The organism is Eubacterium aggregans, from assembly GCF_900107815.1.
GTDB lineage: Bacteria > Bacillota > Clostridia > Eubacteriales > Eubacteriaceae > Eubacterium_O > Eubacterium_O aggregans.
Genome location: NZ_FNRK01000012.1, coordinates 64462 through 87209, shown reverse-complemented (window position 1 = coordinate 87209; position 22748 = coordinate 64462). Strand labels below are relative to the sequence as shown.

Below are 22748 nucleotides of genomic sequence, written 5' to 3'. Positions count from 1 at the left end.
ATGATTTCACCAGTCTTAGGAATCGTCTATTTTGCAATACTCATCGTCATCGTTGGAGTCATTGTTTTTATAACGAAAAAGAAGTTTAGCGTTACAGAATCTAAAAAAGAAACGGCAGAAGTACTAATGCCTGTCATTGATTTTAGCCGGGACAATCCCAGTGAACAAATGCTCACCCAAATGATAGAAGCCATCGATGTTGGGAAAAGCAAGGTTTACACGAATCTATATGTCCCCCGGGAGAATGGCAGCACAGCGGTTTTGCCTTTGGTGATGCTTTGTGCTTCGGGTATTTATGTCTTTCACTATATGGATATGGAGGGGTGGATCCTCGGCCGGGAGGAAAGCCACTGGTGGACCCATTTTATTGCAACAGATGAGCGTAATTTTGTGGAAAATCCCATTTGGGAAAATGATGGGGCCATTACAGATTTTATGGCCTTTTTCCCGAGTACGGATGGGAGCTTGTATAAATCCTATGTGGTATTCAGTGATCGGTGTGAGCTGCGCTCAGTGGAAGTCACTGGAAATGCCCGGGTGCTAAACACCAAGGATTTCACCCGTGTACTGGAAAAGGATATGATGGTCTCTGATCCAGTTTTCTCCGCAGAGGAAATGACGCAGTTTGAACAGGTCCTCGATGTCCTTGAAAAATCCGACCAGCTAGAGGTCCGGCTTCAGGCACTAAAAGAAGAAATGGAAGCAGCCCGGGAGGCAAAACGTCAGGAAGAAAGTGCCTGTGAAGAGGCCCGGGCAGTGACCGGGGATGTTTTGACGGAACTGTCTTCGGAGGAACGGGAGAAAATCCGGGAGGCCCGTCATATTAAAAAATATCGTCCGGAAGACCGCTTTACCCGTTCAGAACTGGCCCTGCGGGACGCTCTGGTGTTGTGGCGCAAGCAGCAAGCAGATGCCCAGAGGATTTCAGTCTTTGAAATCTTTGACAATCGGGCCTTGGATGGCATTGTTAATATGAAGCCCCAAACCTTAAAGGAGCTGCGGACGATTCCTGGATTTAACGCAGATCGCTGTAATACTTATGGCAATGCCATCATCACGATGGTTAAACATGCACCGAGTTAATGCATACTTTAAACGGAGGTCGAGCCTATGGGTTCGAATCCTCCGTTTTTCTTAATTTTTGAGAAAAAAACAACCTAGGGGCTTGCAACATTTACGAAACATGTTATAATACCATTAAATCCAAGTGGAATACTAGGAATAAAGGAGGAAGACGAATGCGATTGTCGACGAAAGGCCGATATGGCGTGTTGGCTATGTATGAATTAGCCCGGCGTTATGGTGACGGACCCATATCGATTAAAGAGATTGCGGCGATTCAGGACTTCTCCAACGCCTACATGGAGCAATTATTTTCAGCCCTAAAAAAATCAGGACTCATTAAAAGCTTGCGTGGTGCCCGTGGCGGCTACCAGCTGTCCAGGCCACCGGCAGAGATCACAGTGGGACAGATTATTGACGCATTAGAGGGGCCCATTGAATTGGCCGAATGTGTTGGTGGTCCTGAAGGTTTTGTCTGTAAAAAATCCGCAGATTGTGTCACCCGGGGATTGTGGATGGAAGTCCAGGATAGTATCCGGGGGATTATTGACCATCGGACTTTGGAGGATTTGCTTATCCAGAGTGGTGCGGTTTTACCAGTAGAAGATTAAGATAAATCAATTAAGATAGAGGTATTGAAAGAGGTGTTAGACTTATGAAACGGATATATTTAGACAATGCGGCCACCACACCGGTGGATGAACGGGTACTGCCAGAGATGCTTCCTTATTTCTCTGAATACTACGGGAATCCCTCATCCGTATATCAGGAAGGACACGAAGCCAAGCGGGCGGTGGAAAACGCCCGGCGCCAGGTTGCTGATATTATCGGTGCTGATCCCAAAGAAGTGTATTTCACGGCTGGGGGTTCCGAATCGGACAACTGGGCGATTAAAGGGGTTGCCCGAAAAAACAGAAAAAAAGGGAACCATATTATTACTACGACTATTGAACACCACGCCGTGCTTCACACTTGTCAGACACTGGAACGGGAGGGTTTTGAAGTAACCTATCTGCCAGTGGATGAATATGGGTTGATTTCCCTGGAAGATTTAAAAGCGGCCATTCGGGATGAAACCATCCTGGTGTCCATTATGTTTGCTAATAATGAAATTGGGACTGTGGAGCCCATTAAGGCCATTGCCGAAATCGTCAAGCCCAAAGGGATCATCTTCCATACAGACGCGGTCCAGGCTCTGGGGAACATTCCCATTGACGTAAAGGACCTGAATGTTGATTTAATGTCCCTGTCCAGTCATAAGATTTACGGTCCCAAAGGGGTTGGCGCCCTGTATATCCGAAAGGGTGTTCCCATTGAAAATTTAATCGACGGCGGGGCCCAGGAACGGAGACGCCGTGCTGGAACGGAAAACACCCCTGCTATTGTGGGGTTTGGAAAAGCTGCTGAGTTAGCCAGTGAAGAAATGGATGCGAACATTGCCCACATGAAGGATTTGAGGGATGCCCTCATTGAAGGGGTAATGACCAAAATTCCTCAGGTGCGTCTAAATGGACATCCAACCGAGCGTTTGCCTGGGAATGCGAATTTTTGTTTTGAATACATTGAAGGCGAGTCCATTCTATTGAGCTTAGACCTCATTGGGGTGGCCGGATCCAGTGGATCGGCATGTACCTCGGGTTCTCTGGACCCTTCCCATGTACTTTTAGCCATTGGTCTGCCCGCTGGAATAGCCCATGGCTCCCTCAGGCTGACCATCGGCCGTCATACTACCAGGGAAGATATCGATTTTGTGGTGGATAATCTGGTCACCATTATCGAACGCCTTCGTATGATGTCGCCCGTTGATGCCAGTACCCCCATTGATGACGCTGTGTACGATCATGGTCATCATCATCATTAGAAATGGTTAAAATTTAATAAAAAACAAAATGCTGAAAAATAAAGAAAAATTGGAGGAACAATACAATGATGGAATATACAGATAAGGTTATGGAAGAATTCCAAAACCCAAAGAATGTCGGTGAAATGGCCGATGCCAATGCTGTGGGACAGGTGGGAAGCCCCGCTTGTGGCGATATTATGAAAATGTACCTTAAAATCTCAGACGATGGGATAATTGAGGACGCAAGCTTTAAAACCTTTGGCTGTGGGGCGGCGATTGCTACCAGCTCCATGGCAACGGAGATGATTAAGGGTCGGTCCATTGAGGATGCCGCTAAGCTGAAAAACTCTGAAGTGGTCGAGGCCTTAGGTGGCCTGCCCCATGAAAAAATTCACTGCTCCGTATTGGCTGCTGAAGCCATTGCCGCTGCCATTGAGGATTATAAATCAAAACAGGTGTAAAGCTTGTCAAAAAAAGACCGCATCTTGCGGTTTTTTTAATATATTGAAAGAAGAGCTGTGGTATAATAATATGCAGATATGCTGTAAAGGAGTGAAGATATGAAAGCAAGTCGATGGATCAACTTGCCAGTCCATTGTGGCGAAAATGGACAGGTCCGAGGACTGATAAAAGATATCCGGATTCGGGATGGGCGCATAGACGCTCTGGTGCTCTCCATGGGAGGGTTATGGAGTAAAGCCCTTTTTATTCGCCCGGAGGATGTTGTCACCTTGTCGGCGGATGTATTGAAGCTGTCAGATGAGTCGGCCTTGAAGCGTTTATCAGCCAAGGAAATGAAGGCCGCCATGGCAGGCAGTGATTCCCTGTTCAAGCTAACGGTTGTCGATTACGCCGGGACCCTCATCGGACGGGTGGCGGATGCCCGGGTTGGAGAGGATTGTAAAGTACAGGAATTTGAGATTTCCAGAAGCTTCTTTGATGATATGGATCGGGGATATGCTGTCATTCCCATGGATCAGATGACATCTCAGGATGGGGTGATCCATTATCAGCATTATTTTTATGAAATCCCACAATCCAAGAGGAGTGGTGGTGTGTTCAATAAGGTTTTAGGGGAGGACTGAAATGAAACTTTCACCGGAAAAGAAACGGATTCTTATCACGAATTGTGTGATCATGGCCTTTGTCATTGTCGTTTTTTTAATGATCTGGCCGACACTTTCCAGTATGTTTATGCCATTCTTTTTAGCCATTATCTTTGCTTATCTTTTGAATCCATTGGTTCGGATGTTGGAGGGCAAGGGAATAAAACGTGGCCTTTCCGTTGCGATTGTCGTCTTGGCACTCCTGGCTATCATTGTTTTAGCCTTCCTGAGCTTTGTGCCGAATTTAATTAGTAATATCGCCTCCTTAGTAGCCAATATTCCACAGATGATTGAGAGTCTCTCACGGTATACCAATGACATCCAGGATTTTATTGCGAAGTACAATGCTTCGGGGATGTCCCAATACTTAAACTTAGAACAAACCCTTAAGACCCTTGGGTCCACCGTGGGGCAGATGCTCCAGGGGTTATCCAATTTCCTCATTGCCAATAGTGGCCAGCTGATGAATTTAGTCATCATTCCCCTGGTGATGATCATGCTGCTCATGGACAAGGAAGTCTTTACCAATGCGCTCATGTATTTAGTGCCCATTGATTTTCGGGATGAAATCCGTAAGATGTTTTGTGATATCGACATGGTCATCGGCGGATTTATCCGGGGACAGGGCCTGATGTCGATTTTAGCTGGGATTTTAACGGGTGTGGGCGCCTCTGTCATTGGATTACCCTATGCCAGCATCATTGGTGTTATTGCTGGGGTGACGACGATGATTCCTTATTTTGGACCTGCAGTAGGGATGGTGGTCATTTGTGTGATGGCCTTGTTCACCAGCCCGATTCTGATGGTATATATCCTGGTATGGATGGGTATTGTTCAAGTTATTTGTGGTAATGTGGTGGCACCCGCCCTAATGTCAGGGGATGTGGGCCTCCATCCGGTTCTGATCATCTTTTCAATCTTCTTTTTTGGCGCCATGTTCGGTGGCCTTGGGATGATTTTAGCGGTGCCGCTTATGGGGACCGTACGCGTCGTTATGAAATACCTGGTGGCCGGATTTGCCCAGGCAAAGGCAGACTTACCCACTGCTCCGAAAAATGAGGATTGACAAATCCATTAGCTTTGTTATAATGATTACTAGTAATAAATACAGGCAATGAGAATGATGACGTTGCGTTAGACCATCCCAGAGAAGAAGCGGTGCTGGAAGCTTCTATGGAAATCGCAAGGAGGCCCCATTCGAGCTTTATCCCTGAAGGCTACAGCCCTAGGGGATGACGGTGATGCGCCGTTATGCAAAAGAGAGCACCGACTGGTGCTAATCTGGGTGGTACCGCGGATATCAATAAAGAGCTTCGTCCCTATGGGGATGGGGCTCTTCGCTTTTTGCCCTGGAAAAAAATAAAAGGAGATTAAATTGAAACCATTAGGATTAAATGAAGTACGTGAACAGTTTTTGGCCTTTTTTGAAAGCAAGGGCCATCTGCGTCTTAAAAGCTTTCCCCTGGTGCCCATCAATGATAAGAGCCTGCTGCTGATTAACTCCGGTATGGCGCCCATGAAGGCCTATTTTACCGGGGATGAAATCCCCCCACGCAAACGAGTGACCACCTGTCAGAAGTGTATCCGGACACCGGATATTGATAATGTGGGCAAAACCGCCCGCCACGGCACTTTCTTTGAAATGCTGGGGAACTTTTCCTTTGGGGATTATTTTAAAAAGGAAGTCATTCCATGGGCCTGGGAATTTTGTACGGATGTTATGGAAATGGACCCGGAAAAATTATACGTCACCGTCTACCTGGATGATGATGAAGCCCATGATTTATGGCACGATGTGGTGGGGGTTCCGGAAAGCCATATTTACCGTTTAGGCAAAGAAGATAATTTCTGGGAGCATGGCACTGGTCCCTGTGGTCCCTGCTCTGAAATCTTCTACGATCGCGGCGAAAAATACGGCTGTGATAATCCAAACTGTGGCCCCGGCTGCGACTGTGACCGCTATGTGGAATTTTGGAACCTGGTCTTCACCCAGTTTGATCGGGATGAAAGCGACAACTACACTCCCCTGGCCAACCCTAATATCGACACCGGTATGGGATTGGAACGTTTAGCCACCATTATGCAGGGGGTGGATAATATCTTTGAAGTGGACACCATTGGCCACGTCCTCAACTATATTTGCCAAAAGGCCGGTGTCAAATACGGGGCAAAATACGATGATGATGTATCCATCCGTGTGATTACAGACCATGTTCGCAGCGTCACCTTTATGATTGCTGATGGGGTTATGCCCAGTAATGAAGGTCGAGGGTATGTGCTTCGTCGTCTCCTCCGCCGGGCTGCCCGCCATGGCAAGCTCCTGGGGATTGAAGGACTGTTTTTATACGATGTCGCCAAGGAGGTTGCCCGGGTATCCGGTGGTGCCTACCCTGAGCTCAATGAAAAGCTGGACTATATCCAGAAAATCATTAAGATCGAAGAAGAGCGTTTTAAGGAAACCATCGATCAGGGGCTGAATCTGCTGGAAATGGAACTGGATGAGATTATCGCCCAGGAAGAAGCGGTATTCCCTGGCAGGGGAGCCTTCAAGCTGTATGATACCTATGGCTTCCCCTTCGATTTGACCAAGGAAATTGTGGAGGAACGGGGACTCACCGTATCCATCGAGGAATTCCAGGAAGCCATGGAAGAACAGCGCGCCCGGGCCCGGAAAGCCCGGGAAGAAAGCGACACCGCCGTATGGTCCGATGATCCCTTTAATCCCTTGGGAGCCGATGCCCTGGTCAACTTTGTGGGTTACGATCAATTAGAAGCCCAGGGACGGATTATAGGACTCATCCGGGATGAAGATCTCCGGGACAATATCACCGCTGGGGACGAGGTTCTGGTTCTCCTGGATCAAACCGCCTTCTACGCTGAAAGCGGTGGACAGGTTGGGGATAAGGGCCAAATCCTCGGTGAGGATGGTGCTGTGATTGAGGTAACGGATTGTAAAAAGGGCAGCTTAAACCGCCATATCCATTACGGTAAAGTCCTTTCAGGAACCTTTACTGTGGGCCAGGTGGTCACGACGAAGGTGGATAAGGATCTACGGGCGGCCACCCAGAGAAATCACACCTCCACCCACCTCCTGCAGAAAGCCTTAAAAATGGTTCTTGGGGATCATGTGGAGCAGGCGGGGTCCTTTGTTTCTCCCACCCGGATGCGCTTTGACTTCAACCACTTCCAGCCCATGACAGCGGAAGAAAAACGCCAGGTGGAAGAAATCGTCAATAAAGAAATTTTGGAAGCCCAGGATGTCAGCATCTTTGAAACCAACATCGATGATGCCCGTTCCATGGGCGCCATGGCCCTCTTCGGGGAAAAATACGGGGAAACCGTCCGTGTCGTGAAGGTTGGGGATTTCTCCATCGAGCTTTGCGGCGGCTGCCACATTACAAACTCCGCCCAGGTGGGGATGTTTAAAATCTTAAGTGAAACCGGTGTGGCCGCAGGAATCAGACGGATTGAAGCCGCCACGGGGATGAATGCCCTCCATGTGGTGGAACATATGGACGACACCCTGACGGAAGTGGCCGAGGCTCTGAAGACCGCTCCCGATAGCCTTTTAGAACGGGTCCAGGAAATCCATGAACAAAACCGCCATAAAGAAAAGGTCATTGCTGAGCTTAAACAGAAATTTGCCGGGAACCTCATTGCAGATATTCATCAGCAGGTGGTCATTATCTGTGGGGTCCAAACCACCATTGCCGAGGTGGACGGGATGGATATGGATGAGCTGCGCAATGTCTCGGATATGCTTAAGGACCGGATGGGGTCGGGCATCGTCTTATTGGGGACAAAAACAGAAGATAAGGTTAACTTTATCGCAACAGCGACCAAGGATATCGTGAAACGCGGGTTCCACGCAGGCAAACTGATTAAATCGGTGGCCTCCATTGCTGGTGGCGGTGGCGGTGGCCGGCCGGATATGGCCCAAGCTGGTGGGAAAAAGCCGGAAATGTTATCTGAAGCTTTAGAAAAGGCTAAAGAACTCATTGGTGAGCAGCTCAATTAGGCGGTTACCGGAAAAAAGACTTGTGTTTTCAGAGTGCATGGGTTAAAATGATGTTAGACTAAATGGGAGGTAGACGGCATTATGAATGATAATACATTATTCGACCGGGGAACGATTATGTTTGATGTGGATAGTGAAAAGGCTCAGACCATCGATGAAGTCATGCGTAAGGTGACAAAGGCCTTGGAAGCCAAAGGCTATAATCCCATTAATCAGATTGTCGGTTATGTTATGTCCGGAGACCCAACTTATATCACGAGCCACGATGATGCACGGCTGATTATTCAGAAAATTGAGCGTGATGAGTTGCTTGAAGAACTCGTAAAACGTTATTTAAAGAGTCTTTAATCAAAGGCCGTTATAATAATGACAAGTAGTCCCAGGTGAATGTTGGGTTTACCTGGGGCTTTTTTGTTAGAGGAAGGAGTATCTTGGGATACTCAGAACAATGCAGTTGGCGTTTGAAAGATCTGTCACCGAATAAGCTAGTTTTTTCAACTGCCAATTGGAGTTTAAAGGAAGACTATGGAATATCGGAAGCTGGGTGATACAAAGATCACCGTGTCCCGCTTATGTTTTGGTAGCCTGACCGTGGCACCAATGCAGAAAAACAAAAGTTTAGCAGAAAGTCGGGAAATTATGGCCGCTGCCTTAGATCACGGCGTGAATTTTTTCGACACAGCAGACCTTTATGATAACTATGCGCATTTAAAACAGGTGCTTACCATGAAGCCGGATGCGGTAATCTGCACCAAATCCTACGACTATTCGGAGGATGGGGTCAAAAAGAGCCTCGCCCGTGCGTTAAGGGAGCTTGACCGGGATTATATTGACATTTATATGCTCCACGAACAGGAAAGCCGGAAAACCTTTGAAGGTCATTACGAAGCCATCCGTTATCTCTTAAAGATGAAGGAACGGGGTGTGATTCGAGCCTTTGGCATCTCCACCCACCGGGTGGAGGGTGTTGCTGATGCCTGTGATTTTAAAGAAATCGAGGTGGTGTTTCCCCTCGTCAATGTAACGGGCATCGGGATTGAGGATGGTCGCCGCCAGGACATGGAGGCTGCCATTACTAAAGCAAAGGCAGCGGGTAAAGGCATCATGGGGATGAAGCCCCTGGGGGGCGGCAACCTCCTGGCCAGCAAGGCGGCCTGTTTTGATTATGTGTTGGGGCTTAAAGCCTTAGACACCATCGCCTTTGGGATGCAGTCAGTGGATGAGGTGGAGTATAACGTCGCCAAAATAGAGGGACGCCCCATTTCGGCTGATTTAGAAAAACGGGTTGCGAAGGCGCCAAAGCGCCTGCACATCAGTGACTGGTGTGAGGGCTGTGGGGCCTGTGTGAAGCGCTGTGGACAGAATGCCCTAAGGCTTGTGAATGGCCAGGCAACGGTAGATTATAAAAAATGTCTGACCTGTTGCTATTGTGCCTCGGTCTGTCCTTTATTCTGCATAAAAGTGATTTGATCGGCAGTTCAAAGACGAAATAATAGAGAAGAAAGCAGGTATGAATGAGTAAAATGATGGGACTGGATGTCGGGGATAAATACATCGGCATTGCAGTCAGTGATACTCTGGGGATTACAGCCCAGGGTTATAGGACTTACAAGCGGGAAACCCGGGAAGATGATTTAAAATTCTTTACGGATGTTGTGACCCAGTTTAATATTGTCGGTATTGTGGCGGGGCTTCCCAAGGATATGGAAGGCAACGAAACCGCCCAAGCCCGGAAAACCCGGAATTATTGCCAATTTTTGGCAAAACGCCTGAAGCTGGATGTCGTCTATATTGACGAACGGTTAACATCCCGGGCGTCCGAGCGGGTTTTAATCGAAGGTGGCGTGCGTCGAGAGAATCGGAAGAAACATATCGATACCCTGTCCGCCCAGCTGATTTTACAGATTTATTTAGACCAACAATCAAAAAAAATGAAACAACAATATAATTTCAAGGAGAAACTAAAATGACTGAAGAAAACAAAATTATTTTAATGGACGAAGATGGTGTTGAACGGGAATTTGAGCTGGTGATCAGCTTTGATATAAAGGATAAAACCTATGCCCTGTTAGCAGAAAGCGAAGAGAGCGACGATGTCTTCCCATTCATCATTGAAGAAGATGAAAACGGCGAAATGACACTCCTTCCAGTGGAAGACGATGCTGAGTTTGAATTGATTTCCGAAACCTACGACCAGATTATGGAAGAAGAATTCGGTGACGACGAAGACAAGGAATAAGAAATACAGGGGATTGGCATTATCACCATACCCCATTGTAATTGGTACCTTTATCGAAAGACCCAACCGTTTCATCGCCCAGGTGGTCCTGGAAAATGGTGAAAAAACCATTGCCCATGTGCCCAATACCGGACGGCTACGTGAATTACTGGTGGCAGGTGTACCGATAAAGATGGCCTACAACCCTTCCCCCACAAGAAAGACCGATTATACCCTTTTGGCTGTGTTGTACGACGGCGTTTGGGTGTGCATTCATTCGGTTTTTGCCAATGCCATTGCAGCGGAGTACGTGGGCGGGTTACCAGGAGTAGACGCTTTGAAGCGGGAAGTCACTTATGGCAACAGCCGCTTTGACTTGGGCTTTAACTATTATGGTCAGCCGGCATTATTTGAGGTAAAAAGTGCCAACCTGGTGAAAGACGGCATTGCCATGTTTCCCGATGCGCCGACCACTCGGGGAAGCAAGCATTTGTGTGAGTTAATGGCTGCAAAAAAAGAAGGGTTTTACACGGGTGTCCTATTCGTCGTACAGCGAGGGGATGCTAAGTTTTTCACGCCCAATATTGAGACGGATTCGACATTCGCGCAGCACCTCGCTCGCTGTTGGGATGCCGGGATAGATATACGGGCCTTAAGCTGTCACATCGACGGCGATACACTATTAATTGATACGGAAATACCGGTGTGCCTGGGAGGCCGCCGGACGAAATAGAATACAGGAGGATACTTTGAGCGAAAAACAACAACAAAATACAGAACTGGTACCGCAAAAGAGCAAACCGGTCCAGCGCCGTAATAATAACAATAATGGGAATGGCCGCCAACGCAGACGCAGTGGTGGTCAGGGACGGAAAAAAGAAACCATGAAAGTCATTCCCATCGGAGGGCTGGGTGAAATTGGGAAGAACATGACCGTATTCGAATACCGGGGTGAAATCATCATCGTGGATTGCGGGTTGAAATTCCCAGAGGACGAAATGTATGGCATCGATATGGTGCTCCCAGATTTCGATTATCTCATTCAGAATCAGGATAAGATTAAGGGGTTGGTCATCACCCATGGTCATGAGGACCATATTGGTGGGATTGCCTATCTCCTTAAAAAAATTAACGTGCCCATTTATGCCACCAAATTTACCATGGGGCTTATCGATAAAAAACTGACCGAGCATCGATTGATTTCCAAAGCCAAACGTCACATCGTCAAGGCCGGAGAAACCGAACAAATTGGCGCCTTTAGTGTGGAATTCATCCGAGTCAACCACAGTATTGCCGACTCGGTAGCCCTGTGTATTAAAACCCCGGCGGCAACGGCCTTCCATACCGGAGACTTTAAAATCGACTTCCAGCCTATCGATGGTGAAATCATCGATTTACAGCGTATTGCCGCATTGGGCAGCGAGGGAATCGATCTCCTGATGGCTGATAGCACCAATGTGGAGGAAGCCGGCTTTACCGCGTCTGAAAGCTCCGTCGGTGAAACCTTCTACAACCTCTTTAGAGGCTGTAAGAATCGGATCATCGTGACCACCTTTGCCTCCAACGTCCATCGGGTTCAGCAGATCATCGATGCGGCTGTGGCCTATAACCGTAAGGTCATTATTAATGGACGCAGCATGGAAAACATGGTAGATGTGGCTTCGGATTTGGGCTATCTGAAAATCCCCAATAATGCCGTCATCGACATTAAGGATATGAAGAAGTACAAGAACAAGGAGCTGGTTGTCATCACCACTGGTAGTCAGGGAGAACCCATGGCTGCCCTGGGACGAATGGCCTTAGGGGAGCATCGCTTCTTAAATGTCACCAAGGATGATACCGTCATTATTTCGGCATCCCCCGTTCCAGGAAATGAAAAGATGGTGGCCGAGGTCATCAATCGTTTGGTGGATTTGGGCTCTGAAGTGGTCTATAAGAAATTTGCAGATATCCATGTCTCCGGCCATGCCCGTCGGGAAGAGCTGAAGATTATCCAGACTCTGGTTAAGCCAAAGAACTTTATGCCCGTCCATGGTGAAGCTCGGATGCTCATGCACCACGCCACCCTGGCAGAGGATTTAGGACTGGATAAACGCCATATCTTTATTCAGGAAAATGGCGATGTTATGGAAGTCGGCAAGGGGACCTGTCGTGCTGCCGGTAAGGTACAGGCTGAAGCCGTTCTGGTGGATGGCCTGGGTGTCGGCGATATTGGCAATATTGTCCTAAACGATCGTAAGCGTCTGTCTGAGGACGGCCTCTTTATCGTCGTAGTCAACATGCACAAGGGAAAATGTGTGTCCGGTCCGGATATCATCTCCCGGGGCTTTGTCTATGTCCGGGAATCTGAGGATCTGATCAACGCCGCCCGGGGTGAGGTCAAAAAAGCCATCCTCGACTGTGAAGCCAAGGGTATTACCGAATGGAACGCCATTAAAGGAGAAATCCGGGATTCCCTGTTCCGCTTCCTCTTCCGCAAGACCCAGCGTAAACCTATGATTTTGCCGATTTTGATGGAAGTGTAAGGCGAAAGAAAAAACAAATAGAATCGATGAATGATGCAGCACCACCTGGAGAGGATCTGGGTGGTGCTTTTTTATACATTAAAAGATAAGAACGAATTTTATGATTCCTCTCTTGCATTATTCTCTAATATTGGTAAGATAATCATACCAATAAAAATTAAGGAGGTCTCCTCATGCCATCAGAAAAAAGAAAGAAACCCGCAACCTTTGCCCGCACCTGCTGTGGCGTTTCTCTGGACGCCAGGGAGCGTCAAAAGGATGTAAAAGGTGTATTGGTACTAGGGCGGCCCAGTGCGCCTTACGACCGGTTATGCCAGGCGGTACAGCAGGCTCTATCCCAGCTTGGAACTGAACCGGCGGTGTGTCAGGATAATCCTGTGCTTTTGGAGGTCTATGGCATCATCACGCCACCAGCGGTAATCTGCAATGGCCGGTTGATTTTATGTGGTGAGGATGGGACGAGCTGTGATCTTGAGGAGATGCTAAAAGTGGCTTTGGACATATAAATGGAGGTGCTCCAGCATCTTGACACCTCCAATAATGTACGCTATAATGTACGTAGTTGGAGGTGTGTTTCATGCTTAATACAAATATTACAAATTTCAGAAAAAATATTTTTGGTATCCTGGAACAGACGATTAAGTACAATGAGCCGGTTAATATCAGCACGAAGGCGGGGAATGCGGTGATTATCAGTGAAGAAGATTATAATGGATTAATGGAGACCCTGTATTTGTCTTCTGTTCCGGGTATGAAGGAAAAGATTGTTGAGGGATTAAATACCCCCCTGGCGGAGTGTTTACCCGAAGATGCGGTTCAGTGGTAATGTATAAAATATTTTATACAAAGAAAGCTTCAAATGATATACCAAAATTGAAATCAGCTAAATTGGAAAAAAAGACAAAAGCGCTGATTGACCTCCTCCGGGAGAATCCGTACCAATCACCGCCACCCTATGAGAAATTACAAGGGGATTTATCCGGAGCATATTCACGGCGGATTAATATTAAACATCGGCTGGTGTATGCGGTTTTTGACAATGAAAAAGCCGTTAAGATTATTAGTCTTTGGACACATTATGAGTTTTAATGTAAAGTCTGAATAATACAAGCAACTCTTGAAAATTAGAAAAAATCAAGAGTTGCTTTTTCTTTATATACTTTTATTTAATCTCCCCACTCTCCACCACAAATTTCACACTCCCGTTCATTCCATTGGAAATACCGGAGAAGCTGTTGTAGGCCTTGCCGGCATCGGTGATTTTGGTGATGCGGTCTTTTAGGCCTTTTAAGTCATTGTTGTAGAGATTGGCGATTTTATCAATGCCTGTGGTTTTGAATTCGGTCATGCCGCTATTTAGGGTGCTCAGTCCGGTGGCTATGGCATTGGCACCGGCATCCAGCTGAGCCCCACCGGATTGTAGCTGGGCCATACCTCCGGTTAATTCATTGTTCTTGGAGGCCAGGGTGGCAGCACCATCGGCCAGCTGGGCGGCGCTGGTGGTTGCGGTGTTAGCTCCTTGGGCCAGTGCGGTGCTGCCTTGGGTGGCATCGGTGAGGCCAGCATCCAGGGCGACGGTGCCTTCGTAGAGACCGGCGTGGTGACCGTCAGCAGCATCGTAGCCGTTAATGCCGGCGTTAAGGTCAGCCGCGCCGTCGGCAACTTGGCTGGCTCCGGCTTGGAGGGCGGCCAGCTGATCCAGCATCGTCTGGCCATCGGCATTTTCAGTTTCCAGCTGGCCGCGGATGGTTTCCAAGACCTGCCAGCTGCCAATGCCCTGGGAAAGGGTGGCTATTTGTTGGGATAGGACATCAATTTTCTGATTGTAGGCGGCCATTTCTTCCACTGTGGTAGCAGCATCCCGGACGGCAATGGCTTGGGTTCTTCCGGCGATGAGCTGGCTGAGGGCGGATTGTGCGGCTTCTAGGGAATCCACACCCTGGGGCATCTGGGCTTTAATGGCATCGATACTTGTATTGATTTGTGTATCCATTCCGTCAACGCCTGCCGCGGCCGTATCCACCCCCTGACTCACCTGGGAAGCCCCAGCGGCTAACTCCTGAGCGCCTTGGGCCGCGCCATTTTGGGTATCGCTGCCCTTGTATCCGGCAACCAGTTGTTCGCTGCCTGCTTTGGCGGTGGTTAGGCCGGCATTTAAGCTGTTGGCCCCGGCGGAGAGGGTACCCAGTCCGTTTTGAAGTTTTGTGGTCCCCCCGGCAACGGTGGCGACACCATTGGTATAAGTATTCAGTCCGTCGGCCAAGGTATTGATGCCGGTGACGGCAGAGCCTGCTCCGGTAGCCAGGGCATTGGCCCCATCCTTGGCGGATAAGGTACCGGCAACCAACTGATCCGTTGCGGTGGTTAGCTTAGTAATGGAGTTATCCAAATCCCCAAAGCTATTGACCTGTCCCAGGCCAGCTTCTTCCAATACGTTGGAGGTCATGCTGGTAATGGTAGGTCCAAGTTTAAAATTTGCGGCAGTGGCGGTCACGGTAATGCTGTCGGGAATGGTGAGGTCCAGGGTATTGCCAGAGAGACCAAGGCTATCGTTTAGGCCAGGGAAGGCCAGGCCGACGACGATGGCGTTATTGCCATCGGAAAGGACGGCCCCTTTGTCCACAGCAACATTGGTGAAGGTATCATCCGGGAGCATCATGGCACTGGCTACGGTAAAGGGGACGGTGGTGCCGTTCACTGTGGCGGTATTGGTGAAGTGCATGGTGATTTCCACCTGGCCGCTTTTACCCACCATATCTTGGGGATTCATGCTTTGGCCATTAAGCTTGTATACCGTGGAGATGCTTACTGGCAGGGCTTGGGTGGTGGTTCCCTGATAATAAATATCGGCTCCAGCCGTATTCCACAACAGACTGCCATCAGCGTTTTGGGTAAAGGTTTCGCCACCCTTAACGTTTTTAATATCCGCCAGAGTAGAGGTGTCGGCGATTTGGGTTTGGGTCCCGGCATTCTTCAGCCAATCGCTGACGGTAGTGGAGGTCACCTTTCCGCTGGCATCGGTTTTGACATAGACCGTTTCTTCCTTGGAAATCTGTCCGTCTGCGGAGGGGATTGTGGTGCTGCCCGTTGCTTTTTCTGCAGTTTGGGTCAGTTTTTCAGTATCGGTGGTGTCATTGGCAGCAATGGTTGTGTTGCTTTTGGCGGCCAGAACCGCATAGGCTGAGGCGGAAGCGATGAGGACTGCCACAAGAACGATGGCAAGGATGTGCTTGACGCCCTTATTCATTGATGAGATTTGCTTCATGGATCGTTTCCTTCTTTCTTAAGAATCCTTTTGAGGTTTTACAGATGATTTTGTCGAATACCATAAACAGAGAGGGTAGGATAAAGACGACACAGAATAAGCTGATCAGTGCCCCCCGTGCCATTAGGCTGCAGAGTGAACCAATAATATCGATATCGGAATAAAGCCCGACACCAAAGGTGGCGGCAAAGAGACCCAAGGCACTAACGATGACCGATGGAATGGCATAATTAAGGGCATTCTCAATGGCGGTCCGTTTATCTTCTCCGCTGGCGCGCTCCAACTTATAGCGGGTGGTCATCAGAATGGCGTAGTCCACAGTGGCACCTAATTGGATGGTACTGATACAAATGGGGGCGATAAAGGGCAGGGTCACACCGGTATAATAGGGAAGCCCCAGGTTGATAAAGATGGCAAACTCGATAACACTGACCAAAATGACCGGGAGGGAGATGGACTTTAGCACAAAGGCGATGATCAGGAAGATGGCGACGATGGATACGGCGCTGACCACTTGGAAGTCATGGTCGGTGATGGTGATCAGGTCCTTGGTACAGGGGGCCTCCCCAATGAGGAGGGCCTTGCTGTCGTAACCCTTCATGATGGTATTAATGGAATCGACCTGGGCATTGACCTCATCCGTGGCCGTGGTGTATTCAGACATAATCACAATGAGCTTATACTGGTCACTTTCCAGAAGATCCTTCACATCATCGGGAATCATTGAGGAGGGAATGGTGGGCCCCAGCAGGGAATCCGCCCCTAAAACCGAGGACACCCCATCCACCTTTTTAATCTCATCCATCATATTTTTCGTATCTTTTCCCGGAAGGTTTTTATCCGCCAGAATCATATGGGTGGACCCAGTATCAAAGGTTTCAGTTAATTTATCCCGGGCCACGCAATAGCCTAACTCCTTGGGAAGGGTTGATCCTAAATCGTAGTAGGTTTGGGTATGGTTGTAGCCATAAATAGCGGGGAAAAGCAATATCAGAAACAGGGCGATAAACAGCCGATAATGCCCGGTGATGAAATGGGAGAGCCGATTCATATTGGGCAGCAGGTTACGGTGCCGTGTTTTATTAATGGGCTTATCGAAAACTAGGATGAGTGCTGGCAGGGTGGTGATACATCCTACCACACCGAGAAGCACCCCCTTGGCCATGACAATCCCTAAATCTAAGCCCAGGGTAAAGGTCATAAAGCACAGGGCGATGAAACCAGCCACCGTTGTGATGGAGCTGCCGATGACGGAAGTGATGGTCATGGCAATGGCCTGGGCCATGGCCTCGTTTTTATCGGCATACTTTTCGCGCTGCTCTTCGTAGCTGTGCCAGAGGAAAATGGAATAATCCATGGTGACAGCCAGCTGGAGTACGGCGGCCAAAGCCTTGGTGATAAAGGAGATTTCACCCAGGAAGATGTTGCTCCCCAGGTTCCAGACGATAGCCATGCCGATACTGAAGAGGAAGATCAGGGGGATAACCCAGGAGTCCATAAACAGCATCATAACGACACAGGAGAGAACCACGGCAATGGCCACATAGATGGGTTCTTCGGCTTCACACAGGGCCTTTAAATCCGTGACCATGACGGACATACCGGAGATGAAGCATTGCTTTCCAGCCACGCTGCGCATTTGGGTGATAGCAGTCATGGTTTCATCCTCGGAGGTACCGGTATCAAAAAAGACTGCCATCATGGTAGAATCCCCTTTATTAAAGGCATCGTAGACCTCTTGGGGGAGCATTTCCTTGGGCATGGATAAATCGGCCACACTGTCGTACCAGATGACGGATTCAACATGGTCAATGTCCTTAAACCGTTCCTCCAGGGAAGCGACATCCTTATCCTCCATTCCTTCTAAAATAACAAGGGAGAAGGCCCCCTTACCAAATTGTTCCTTTAAGATATCCTGTCCCTGAATCGTCTCGATATCATCCGGAAGATAACTTAAGATATCGTAGTTAATCCGAGTGTTAAAATATCCAAAGGCAGAGGGGATGAGCAATAGGATGCCGATGATGAGGATCGGAATCCGGAGCTTTACGATTTTTCGACCAAATTTGATCATTCTTTACGTCCTTTCTAAAGTGAGATTTAAGCGTCAATCATCAAATAACCATATAAGTGTTGACTATTTAACTGAATTCAATTATACTGATTTCAGTTAAAAATACAATATACAGTTTATTATAGATATGTCCGTTAATAAACAGTGCGATTGTTAAATGTAGAATATTGAACAAAAAAAAGAAAATTGTTGGTGTGAGGAGTTATCCATGGCAGAAAAAAAGGAAGATCGTCGAGTTCGAAAGACAAAGCGCCAGTTACGGCAGGCGTTAACGGAATTATTAAAAGAAAAGCCCATCCAGGAAATAAAGGTCCGGGAAATCGCTGATTTGATTGATATTAACCGAGGGACCTTTTATCAGCATTACCGGGATATTTACGATATGCTGTACCAGATTGAGGATGAGCTCTTCGCTCAGTTCAACCAAATCCTGGCAGAAACTGAGGAAGAAGCGGATGAGACCAACGCAATGCCTCTGCTGACTAAAATTTTTACCTTTTTAAAGGACAACTCCGATTTAACGGTTGCCCTTATGGGGCCCAATGGCGATCCGGTTTTTGTGGAAAAGGTGAAGGCCCTCGTCAAGGAACGGTGTATCCATGATTGGATGCACGCTTACCAGGATGCCAAGACCCCTAATTTTGAATATTACTATGCTTTTGTGGTGTCGGGCTGCTTGGGCCTTTTCCAACGTTGGATGGAAAATGGATCGGGAGAACCGCCAGAAGCTGTGGCTGAGCTGGCCGTTGAAATGATTCTCAAGGGTGTCAATGTGCTTAGTGCATAAGTCCATATCAAATAAAAAAGGTGTGACCGACGGAGAGGGTCACACCTTTTTTATTTTAACCCTATTTTAGCCAATAGCATCTAGGATTATTATAGTTCCCTAAGAATACGATGTCAACAGGATGTTGATTGGATGTTTGTTACAATGGTATTGTGCTTCAAAGTGATTTTTATGAAAGTTGGACGGGAAGGAATTAAGATAGAATGTATAAAATTACAATACTGTAAAGTTAGTGTAAAAAATAGGGAACAGTCTTGTCCTGGTGGGACAAGTACTTGCAAAAGTGGAAAATTATGTTATAATGAAGGTAAAATTTTGTGATAGGAGGAAACCATGGATCGACCATTTACCCACCTGCATGTTCATAGTGAGTATAGCTTGCTTGACGGCTTCGGACGGATAAAGGATTTAGTGGGCTACGCTGTGGAATTGGGAATGGATAGCCTGGCGCTGACGGACCATGGGGTTCTTTTTGGCGCAGTGGAATTCTATAAGGAATGCCTGGCCCAGGGCATCAAACCCATTATTGGCTGTGAAGTCTATGTCGCACCCCGGGGCTTAACACAAAAGGAAAGTGGTATCGATAATAACCCCTATCATCTGGTGCTGCTGGCTGAGAACAACACGGGTTATAAAAATTTATGTAAAATTGTCTCCAAAGGTTTTGTGGATGGCTTTTACTATAAGCCCCGGGTGGACCACGATATTTTAAAGGCCCACCACGAGGGCATTATCTGCCTGTCGGCCTGCATCGCCGGGGAAATTCCGCGTTTTATCATCCAGGATCAGCCCGAAAAAGCAGCAACGTGCTGTGAGCTGTATCAGGACATTTTCGGAAAGGATCATTTCTATCTGGAAATCCAGGATCACCGGATGCAGCAGGAGGCTAAAGCCAACGAAGGCTTAAGGGCATTTTCAAAAAAGTATGATATTCCTTTGGTCGCCACCAACGATGCCCATTATGTCCGTCGCTCCGATGCCAAGGCCCACGATGTGCTGCTGTGCATCCAGACCGCCACTAATGTGGAGGATGAAAACCGAATGCGCTTTCCCGGGGATGGCTTTTATTTAAAATCACCCGAGGAAATGGCCGGACAATTTCCGGATTTACCGGAAGCCATTGAAAACAGCCACCGCATCGCCCAACGCTGCGAGGTCACCTTTGACCTGGAATCCGCCCATTTGCCAGAGTTTGAATTGCCCCAGGGCGTAGAGACCCCTGGTGAGTATATCCGGATGCTGTGTGAGCAGGGGATTGCTGAGCGTTATGAACAGATTACACCAGAGATTCAGGAACGATTGGATTATGAGCTGGATATTATTCAGACCATGGGCTTTGATAATTACTTCCTCGTGGTATGGGATTTCATTAAGTACGCCAAGGATCATGATATTATGGTAGGGCCAGGGCGAGGGTCAGCGGCAGGCAGTCTGGTGTCCTACGCCTTGGATATTACCACCTTAGACCCCATTAAGTACAATCTCCTCTTTGAACGCTTCCTAAACCCAGAGCGGGTGACTATGCCGGATATCGACTGTGATTTTTGTTATGAGCGCCGCCAGGAGGTCATCGATTACGTCATCCATAAATACGGGGAGGATCGGGTTGCCCAGATTATTACCTTTGGAACCATGGCGGCCCGGGGGGCTGTGCGGGATGTGGGCCGGGCTTTGGGGATGCCCTACGCCGCAGTGGATAAGGTGGCCAAGGAGATTCCCATCCACGTTGGCCAGAATGTGTCCATTGAAGGGGCCATGGAGGAGAACCCAACCTTAAAGGAAATGGCGGAGAATGATGGCGCTGTGGGGAATTTGCTGGAAATGGCAAAATCTATGGAAGGCCTTGCCCGCCATGCCTCCACTCATGCCGCCGGGGTGGTCATCTCTGATGCCCCCCTGACGGAATACGTTCCTCTGTACCGAAATGGGGAGGCCATCACCACCCAGTTTCCCATGGGACTGCTGGAGGACCTGGGACTGATTAAGATGGATTTCCTTGGGCTGCGAACCCTGACGGTTATTCGGGATGCCGTGGAGAATATCTGGCACAGCCAGAAAGAACGAGTGGATGTCGATCATTTGTCCATGGATGACCCCAAGGTTTATGAGATGCTTTCCCGGGGGGATACCCTGGGTGTCTTTCAATTGGAAAGCCGGGGAATGATGTCCTTTATGCGGGAATTAGCTCCGGAAAATTTTGAAGATATCATCGCTGGAATCTCATTGTACCGACCGGGTCCCATGGACCAGATTCCACGGTATATCGATAATAAAAAGCATCCAGACCATGTGAAGTACCTCCATCCATTGCTGGAACCCATCCTCAATGTCACCTACGGATGTATGGTTTACCAGGAACAGGTCATGCAGATTTTTAGAGATATAGCTGGTTTTTCAATGGGCCGCAGTGACCTGGTCCGTCGGGCTATGTCTAAGAAAAAGACGGATGTTATGGACCATGAAGGTGAGGTCTTTATCCACGGCGAACGGGACGAGGCAGGGAATGTTATCATACCCGGCGCCGTCAGCCGCGGGGTGCCCGAGGCCGTGGCCGTACAGATTTACGCAGAAATGAAGGATTTTGCCAAGTACGCCTTTAATAAATCCCATGCGGCGGCCTATGCGGTCATTGCTTATCAGACGGCCTGGCTGAAATGCTATTATCCCAGGGAATTTATGGCGGCCTTAATGTCTTCGGTCATGGATGACGAAAAGAAGGTATCCAAATATATTGAGGACTGCCGTAAAATGGGAATCCACGTTGCCCCACCGGATGTCAATGTCGGGGTTGGCAAATTCTCTGTGGTGGAGGGTAAAATTGCCTTTGGCCTTGGGGCCATTAAGGGTTTAGGGGCGAAGCCCGTGGAATCCATAGTGATTGCCCGTCAGGCCGAGGGTCCCTTTAAGGGCTTTCGGGATTTCTGCGACCGGGTGGATTTAAGCGTGTTAAACCGCCGGACCATCGAGGGCCTGATTAAGGCGGGAGCCTTTGATTTCACCGGATTCCCCCGTTCCAGGATGCTTCTGGGAGCCGAGGGGATTATTGCCCAGGTCCAGGTGGAAAAGCGGGATCGATTGTCCGGCCAGGTGTCCCTGCTGGATTTGGGGGCCATTGAGGCCTTTAAAGAGGACCGGTTCCCCATGGCGGATCCTGCGCCAAAGGAAATTCAGCTGGCCCAGGAAAAGGAAGTGTTGGGTTTGTACGTCTCAGGGCATCCCTTAGAGGAATTTGAAGGGATACTCTCAGGCAAAACCAACCTGAACACCTCCATGATGGGCAGTTATGAGGAGCTGTGCGAGACTGGAATTCGGGATGGCGGCAGCGTGACCATTGGCGGTTTGGTGGACAGCGTTAAATCCCAGATGACCAAAACCGGTAAACTCATGGGTTTTATCACCATCGAGGATTTGTACGGACGCATGGAGGTCGTGGCTTTTCCCAGGCCCTATGAGTCCTACCACCATCTCTTAAAGGCAGATACACCGGTCTTAATTCGAGGGAAAATTAATTACAATGAGGAAATGAATGTTTCAGTCATCTGCGATGAAGTGATGCCCCTTGACCAGGGAATGACCCTTCGGGAAGCCGGAATCGGCTACAAACCGATGAACATTAAAAAGCCAGCGGAGCAGCTGACATTGTGCTTTAGTGATTTTACACAGAAGCCCCTTATTTCAAAAATAAAACCTATCCTTGGGAGCTTTCCAGGGAGTGTGCCGGTGGTTTTATATTTTAAAGAAGAAAACAAGCGCTTTGGTGCTGATGAAAGCCTGTGGGTAACCGTCAGTGATGAGTTGGTTCGAGATCTTCAGGGGGTCTTGGGCCGGAATAAAGTGGAGGTTAAGTAGA

At 48.3% G+C, this 22748-nt stretch carries 20 protein-coding genes and 1 other annotated feature; of the genes, 18 read left to right on the top strand and 2 right to left on the bottom strand.

The genetic code is table 11. The features are described 5' to 3' along the window. The 16 genes from BLW33_RS08390 to BLW33_RS08315 all read left to right on the top strand — a co-directional run bounded on the left by BLW33_RS08390 (position 1) and on the right by BLW33_RS08315 (position 13861). Complete coding sequence (locus tag BLW33_RS08390) at positions 1 to 1083, top strand: HRDC domain-containing protein (protein WP_090307566.1); 1083 nt, start codon at positions 1 to 3, stop codon at positions 1081 to 1083. A gap of 155 nt (positions 1084 to 1238) precedes the next feature. Further along, positions 1239 to 1673: an RrF2 family transcriptional regulator gene (locus BLW33_RS08385; protein WP_090307564.1), complete on the top strand. Its 435-nt coding sequence runs from the start codon at positions 1239 to 1241 to the stop codon at positions 1671 to 1673. 44 nt (positions 1674 to 1717) lie between these two features. Continuing rightward, positions 1718 to 2923 (top strand): cysteine desulfurase NifS, encoded by a 1206-nt coding sequence (gene nifS / locus BLW33_RS08380; protein ID WP_090307561.1) that lies wholly within the window; start codon positions 1718 to 1720, stop codon positions 2921 to 2923. Between the two features lie 65 nt (positions 2924 to 2988). Further along, positions 2989 to 3366, top strand: coding sequence for an iron-sulfur cluster assembly scaffold protein (locus BLW33_RS08375; RefSeq protein ID WP_090307558.1), 378 nt, complete (start codon positions 2989 to 2991; stop codon positions 3364 to 3366). A gap of 99 nt (positions 3367 to 3465) precedes the next feature. After that, positions 3466 to 3990 (top strand): PRC-barrel domain-containing protein, encoded by a 525-nt coding sequence (locus BLW33_RS08370; protein WP_090307556.1) that lies wholly within the window; start codon positions 3466 to 3468, stop codon positions 3988 to 3990. 1 nt (position 3991) lies between these two features. Further along, entirely contained in the window at positions 3992 to 5077 is a 1086-nt protein-coding gene (locus BLW33_RS08365) for an AI-2E family transporter (RefSeq protein ID WP_090307553.1), read from the top strand. Between the two features lie 39 nt (positions 5078 to 5116). Continuing rightward, positions 5117 to 5335 (top strand) — a binding site (T-box leader). Positions 5336 to 5386: 51 nt separating this feature from the next. Beyond that, positions 5387 to 8029: an alanine--tRNA ligase gene (gene alaS, locus BLW33_RS08360; protein WP_090307551.1), complete on the top strand. Its 2643-nt coding sequence runs from the start codon at positions 5387 to 5389 to the stop codon at positions 8027 to 8029. A gap of 81 nt (positions 8030 to 8110) precedes the next feature. Further along, entirely contained in the window at positions 8111 to 8377 is a 267-nt protein-coding gene (locus tag BLW33_RS08355; RefSeq protein ID WP_090243275.1) for an IreB family regulatory phosphoprotein, read from the top strand. A 177-nt stretch (positions 8378 to 8554) separates the two neighbouring features. Then, complete coding sequence (locus tag BLW33_RS08350; protein ID WP_090307548.1) at positions 8555 to 9499, top strand: aldo/keto reductase; 945 nt, start codon at positions 8555 to 8557, stop codon at positions 9497 to 9499. 44 nt (positions 9500 to 9543) lie between these two features. Beyond that, positions 9544 to 9999 carry a Holliday junction resolvase RuvX gene (gene ruvX / locus BLW33_RS08345; protein WP_090307545.1) on the top strand — a complete coding sequence of 152 codons (456 nt, stop codon included), beginning with the start codon at positions 9544 to 9546 and terminating at the stop codon, positions 9997 to 9999. Next, the gene (locus tag BLW33_RS08340) at positions 9996 to 10268 is read left to right on the top strand and encodes a DUF1292 domain-containing protein (protein ID WP_090307542.1); all 273 of its coding nucleotides are present in this window, start codon (positions 9996 to 9998) and stop codon (positions 10266 to 10268) included. The genes ruvX and BLW33_RS08340 overlap by 4 nt, the downstream gene beginning before the upstream one ends. A gap of 13 nt (positions 10269 to 10281) precedes the next feature. After that, positions 10282 to 10980, top strand: a complete 699-nt coding sequence (gene sfsA / locus BLW33_RS08335) for a DNA/RNA nuclease SfsA (protein WP_207647814.1) — start codon at positions 10282 to 10284, stop codon at positions 10978 to 10980. Positions 10981 to 11131: 151 nt separating this feature from the next. After that, positions 11132 to 12772: a ribonuclease J gene (locus tag BLW33_RS08330; RefSeq protein WP_090307593.1), complete on the top strand. Its 1641-nt coding sequence runs from the start codon at positions 11132 to 11134 to the stop codon at positions 12770 to 12772. A gap of 173 nt (positions 12773 to 12945) precedes the next feature. Next, on the top strand, positions 12946 to 13278 hold the full coding sequence (locus BLW33_RS08325) for a thioredoxin domain-containing protein (protein WP_090307537.1): 333 nt from the start codon (positions 12946 to 12948) through the stop codon (positions 13276 to 13278). A gap of 71 nt (positions 13279 to 13349) precedes the next feature. Then, complete coding sequence (locus BLW33_RS08320) at positions 13350 to 13598, top strand: type II toxin-antitoxin system Phd/YefM family antitoxin (protein WP_090307534.1); 249 nt, start codon at positions 13350 to 13352, stop codon at positions 13596 to 13598. Further along, on the top strand, positions 13598 to 13861 hold the full coding sequence (locus BLW33_RS08315) for a Txe/YoeB family addiction module toxin (protein ID WP_090307531.1): 264 nt from the start codon (positions 13598 to 13600) through the stop codon (positions 13859 to 13861). Before BLW33_RS08320 ends, BLW33_RS08315 begins: the two co-directional genes overlap by 1 nt. Positions 13862 to 13934: 73 nt before the next feature. Here the strand turns inward: BLW33_RS08315 and BLW33_RS08310 are convergent, their stop codons facing one another. Next, entirely contained in the window at positions 13935 to 16037 is a 2103-nt protein-coding gene (locus tag BLW33_RS08310; protein WP_090307528.1) for a YhgE/Pip domain-containing protein, read from the bottom strand. Then, complete coding sequence (locus tag BLW33_RS08305; RefSeq protein ID WP_090307526.1) at positions 16012 to 18111, bottom strand: efflux RND transporter permease subunit; 2100 nt, start codon at positions 18109 to 18111, stop codon at positions 16012 to 16014. The genes BLW33_RS08310 and BLW33_RS08305 overlap by 26 nt, the downstream gene beginning before the upstream one ends. 208 nt (positions 18112 to 18319) lie before the next feature. On the opposite strand from BLW33_RS08305, the gene BLW33_RS08300 reads away from it, so the two are divergent. Both BLW33_RS08300 and BLW33_RS08295 read left to right on the top strand, forming a co-directional pair. Further along, on the top strand, positions 18320 to 18898 hold the full coding sequence (locus BLW33_RS08300) for a TetR/AcrR family transcriptional regulator (protein ID WP_090307523.1): 579 nt from the start codon (positions 18320 to 18322) through the stop codon (positions 18896 to 18898). 333 nt (positions 18899 to 19231) lie between these two features. Next, positions 19232 to 22747 carry a DNA polymerase III subunit alpha gene (locus BLW33_RS08295; protein WP_090307520.1) on the top strand — a complete coding sequence of 1172 codons (3516 nt, stop codon included), beginning with the start codon at positions 19232 to 19234 and terminating at the stop codon, positions 22745 to 22747. Position 22748: the final 1 nt, after the last annotated feature.

Bases quoted from the DNA above. Each gene is read 5' to 3' on its own strand.
- BLW33_RS08390 (WP_090307566.1), top strand. From the start codon at position 1: ATGATTTCACCAGTCTTAGGAATCGTCTATTTTGCAATACTCATCGTC.
- BLW33_RS08385 (WP_090307564.1), top strand. From the start codon at position 1,239: ATGCGATTGTCGACGAAAGGCCGATATGGCGTGTTGGCTATGTATGAA.
- nifS (WP_090307561.1), top strand. From the start codon at position 1,718: ATGAAACGGATATATTTAGACAATGCGGCCACCACACCGGTGGATGAA.
- BLW33_RS08375 (WP_090307558.1), top strand. From the start codon at position 2,989: ATGATGGAATATACAGATAAGGTTATGGAAGAATTCCAAAACCCAAAG.
- BLW33_RS08370 (WP_090307556.1), top strand. From the start codon at position 3,466: ATGAAAGCAAGTCGATGGATCAACTTGCCAGTCCATTGTGGCGAAAAT.
- BLW33_RS08365 (WP_090307553.1), top strand. From the start codon at position 3,992: ATGAAACTTTCACCGGAAAAGAAACGGATTCTTATCACGAATTGTGTG.
- BLW33_RS08355 (WP_090243275.1), top strand. From the start codon at position 8,111: ATGAATGATAATACATTATTCGACCGGGGAACGATTATGTTTGATGTG.
- BLW33_RS08350 (WP_090307548.1), top strand. From the start codon at position 8,555: ATGGAATATCGGAAGCTGGGTGATACAAAGATCACCGTGTCCCGCTTA.
- ruvX (WP_090307545.1), top strand. From the start codon at position 9,544: ATGAGTAAAATGATGGGACTGGATGTCGGGGATAAATACATCGGCATT.
- BLW33_RS08340 (WP_090307542.1), top strand. From the start codon at position 9,996: ATGACTGAAGAAAACAAAATTATTTTAATGGACGAAGATGGTGTTGAA.
- BLW33_RS08330 (WP_090307593.1), top strand. From the start codon at position 11,132: ATGAAAGTCATTCCCATCGGAGGGCTGGGTGAAATTGGGAAGAACATG.
- BLW33_RS08325 (WP_090307537.1), top strand. From the start codon at position 12,946: ATGCCATCAGAAAAAAGAAAGAAACCCGCAACCTTTGCCCGCACCTGC.
- BLW33_RS08320 (WP_090307534.1), top strand. From the start codon at position 13,350: ATGCTTAATACAAATATTACAAATTTCAGAAAAAATATTTTTGGTATC.
- BLW33_RS08315 (WP_090307531.1), top strand. From the start codon at position 13,598: ATGTATAAAATATTTTATACAAAGAAAGCTTCAAATGATATACCAAAA.
- BLW33_RS08310 (WP_090307528.1), bottom strand. From the start codon at position 16,037: ATGAAGCAAATCTCATCAATGAATAAGGGCGTCAAGCACATCCTTGCC.
- BLW33_RS08305 (WP_090307526.1), bottom strand. From the start codon at position 18,111: ATGATCAAATTTGGTCGAAAAATCGTAAAGCTCCGGATTCCGATCCTC.
- BLW33_RS08300 (WP_090307523.1), top strand. From the start codon at position 18,320: ATGGCAGAAAAAAAGGAAGATCGTCGAGTTCGAAAGACAAAGCGCCAG.
- BLW33_RS08295 (WP_090307520.1), top strand. From the start codon at position 19,232: ATGGATCGACCATTTACCCACCTGCATGTTCATAGTGAGTATAGCTTG.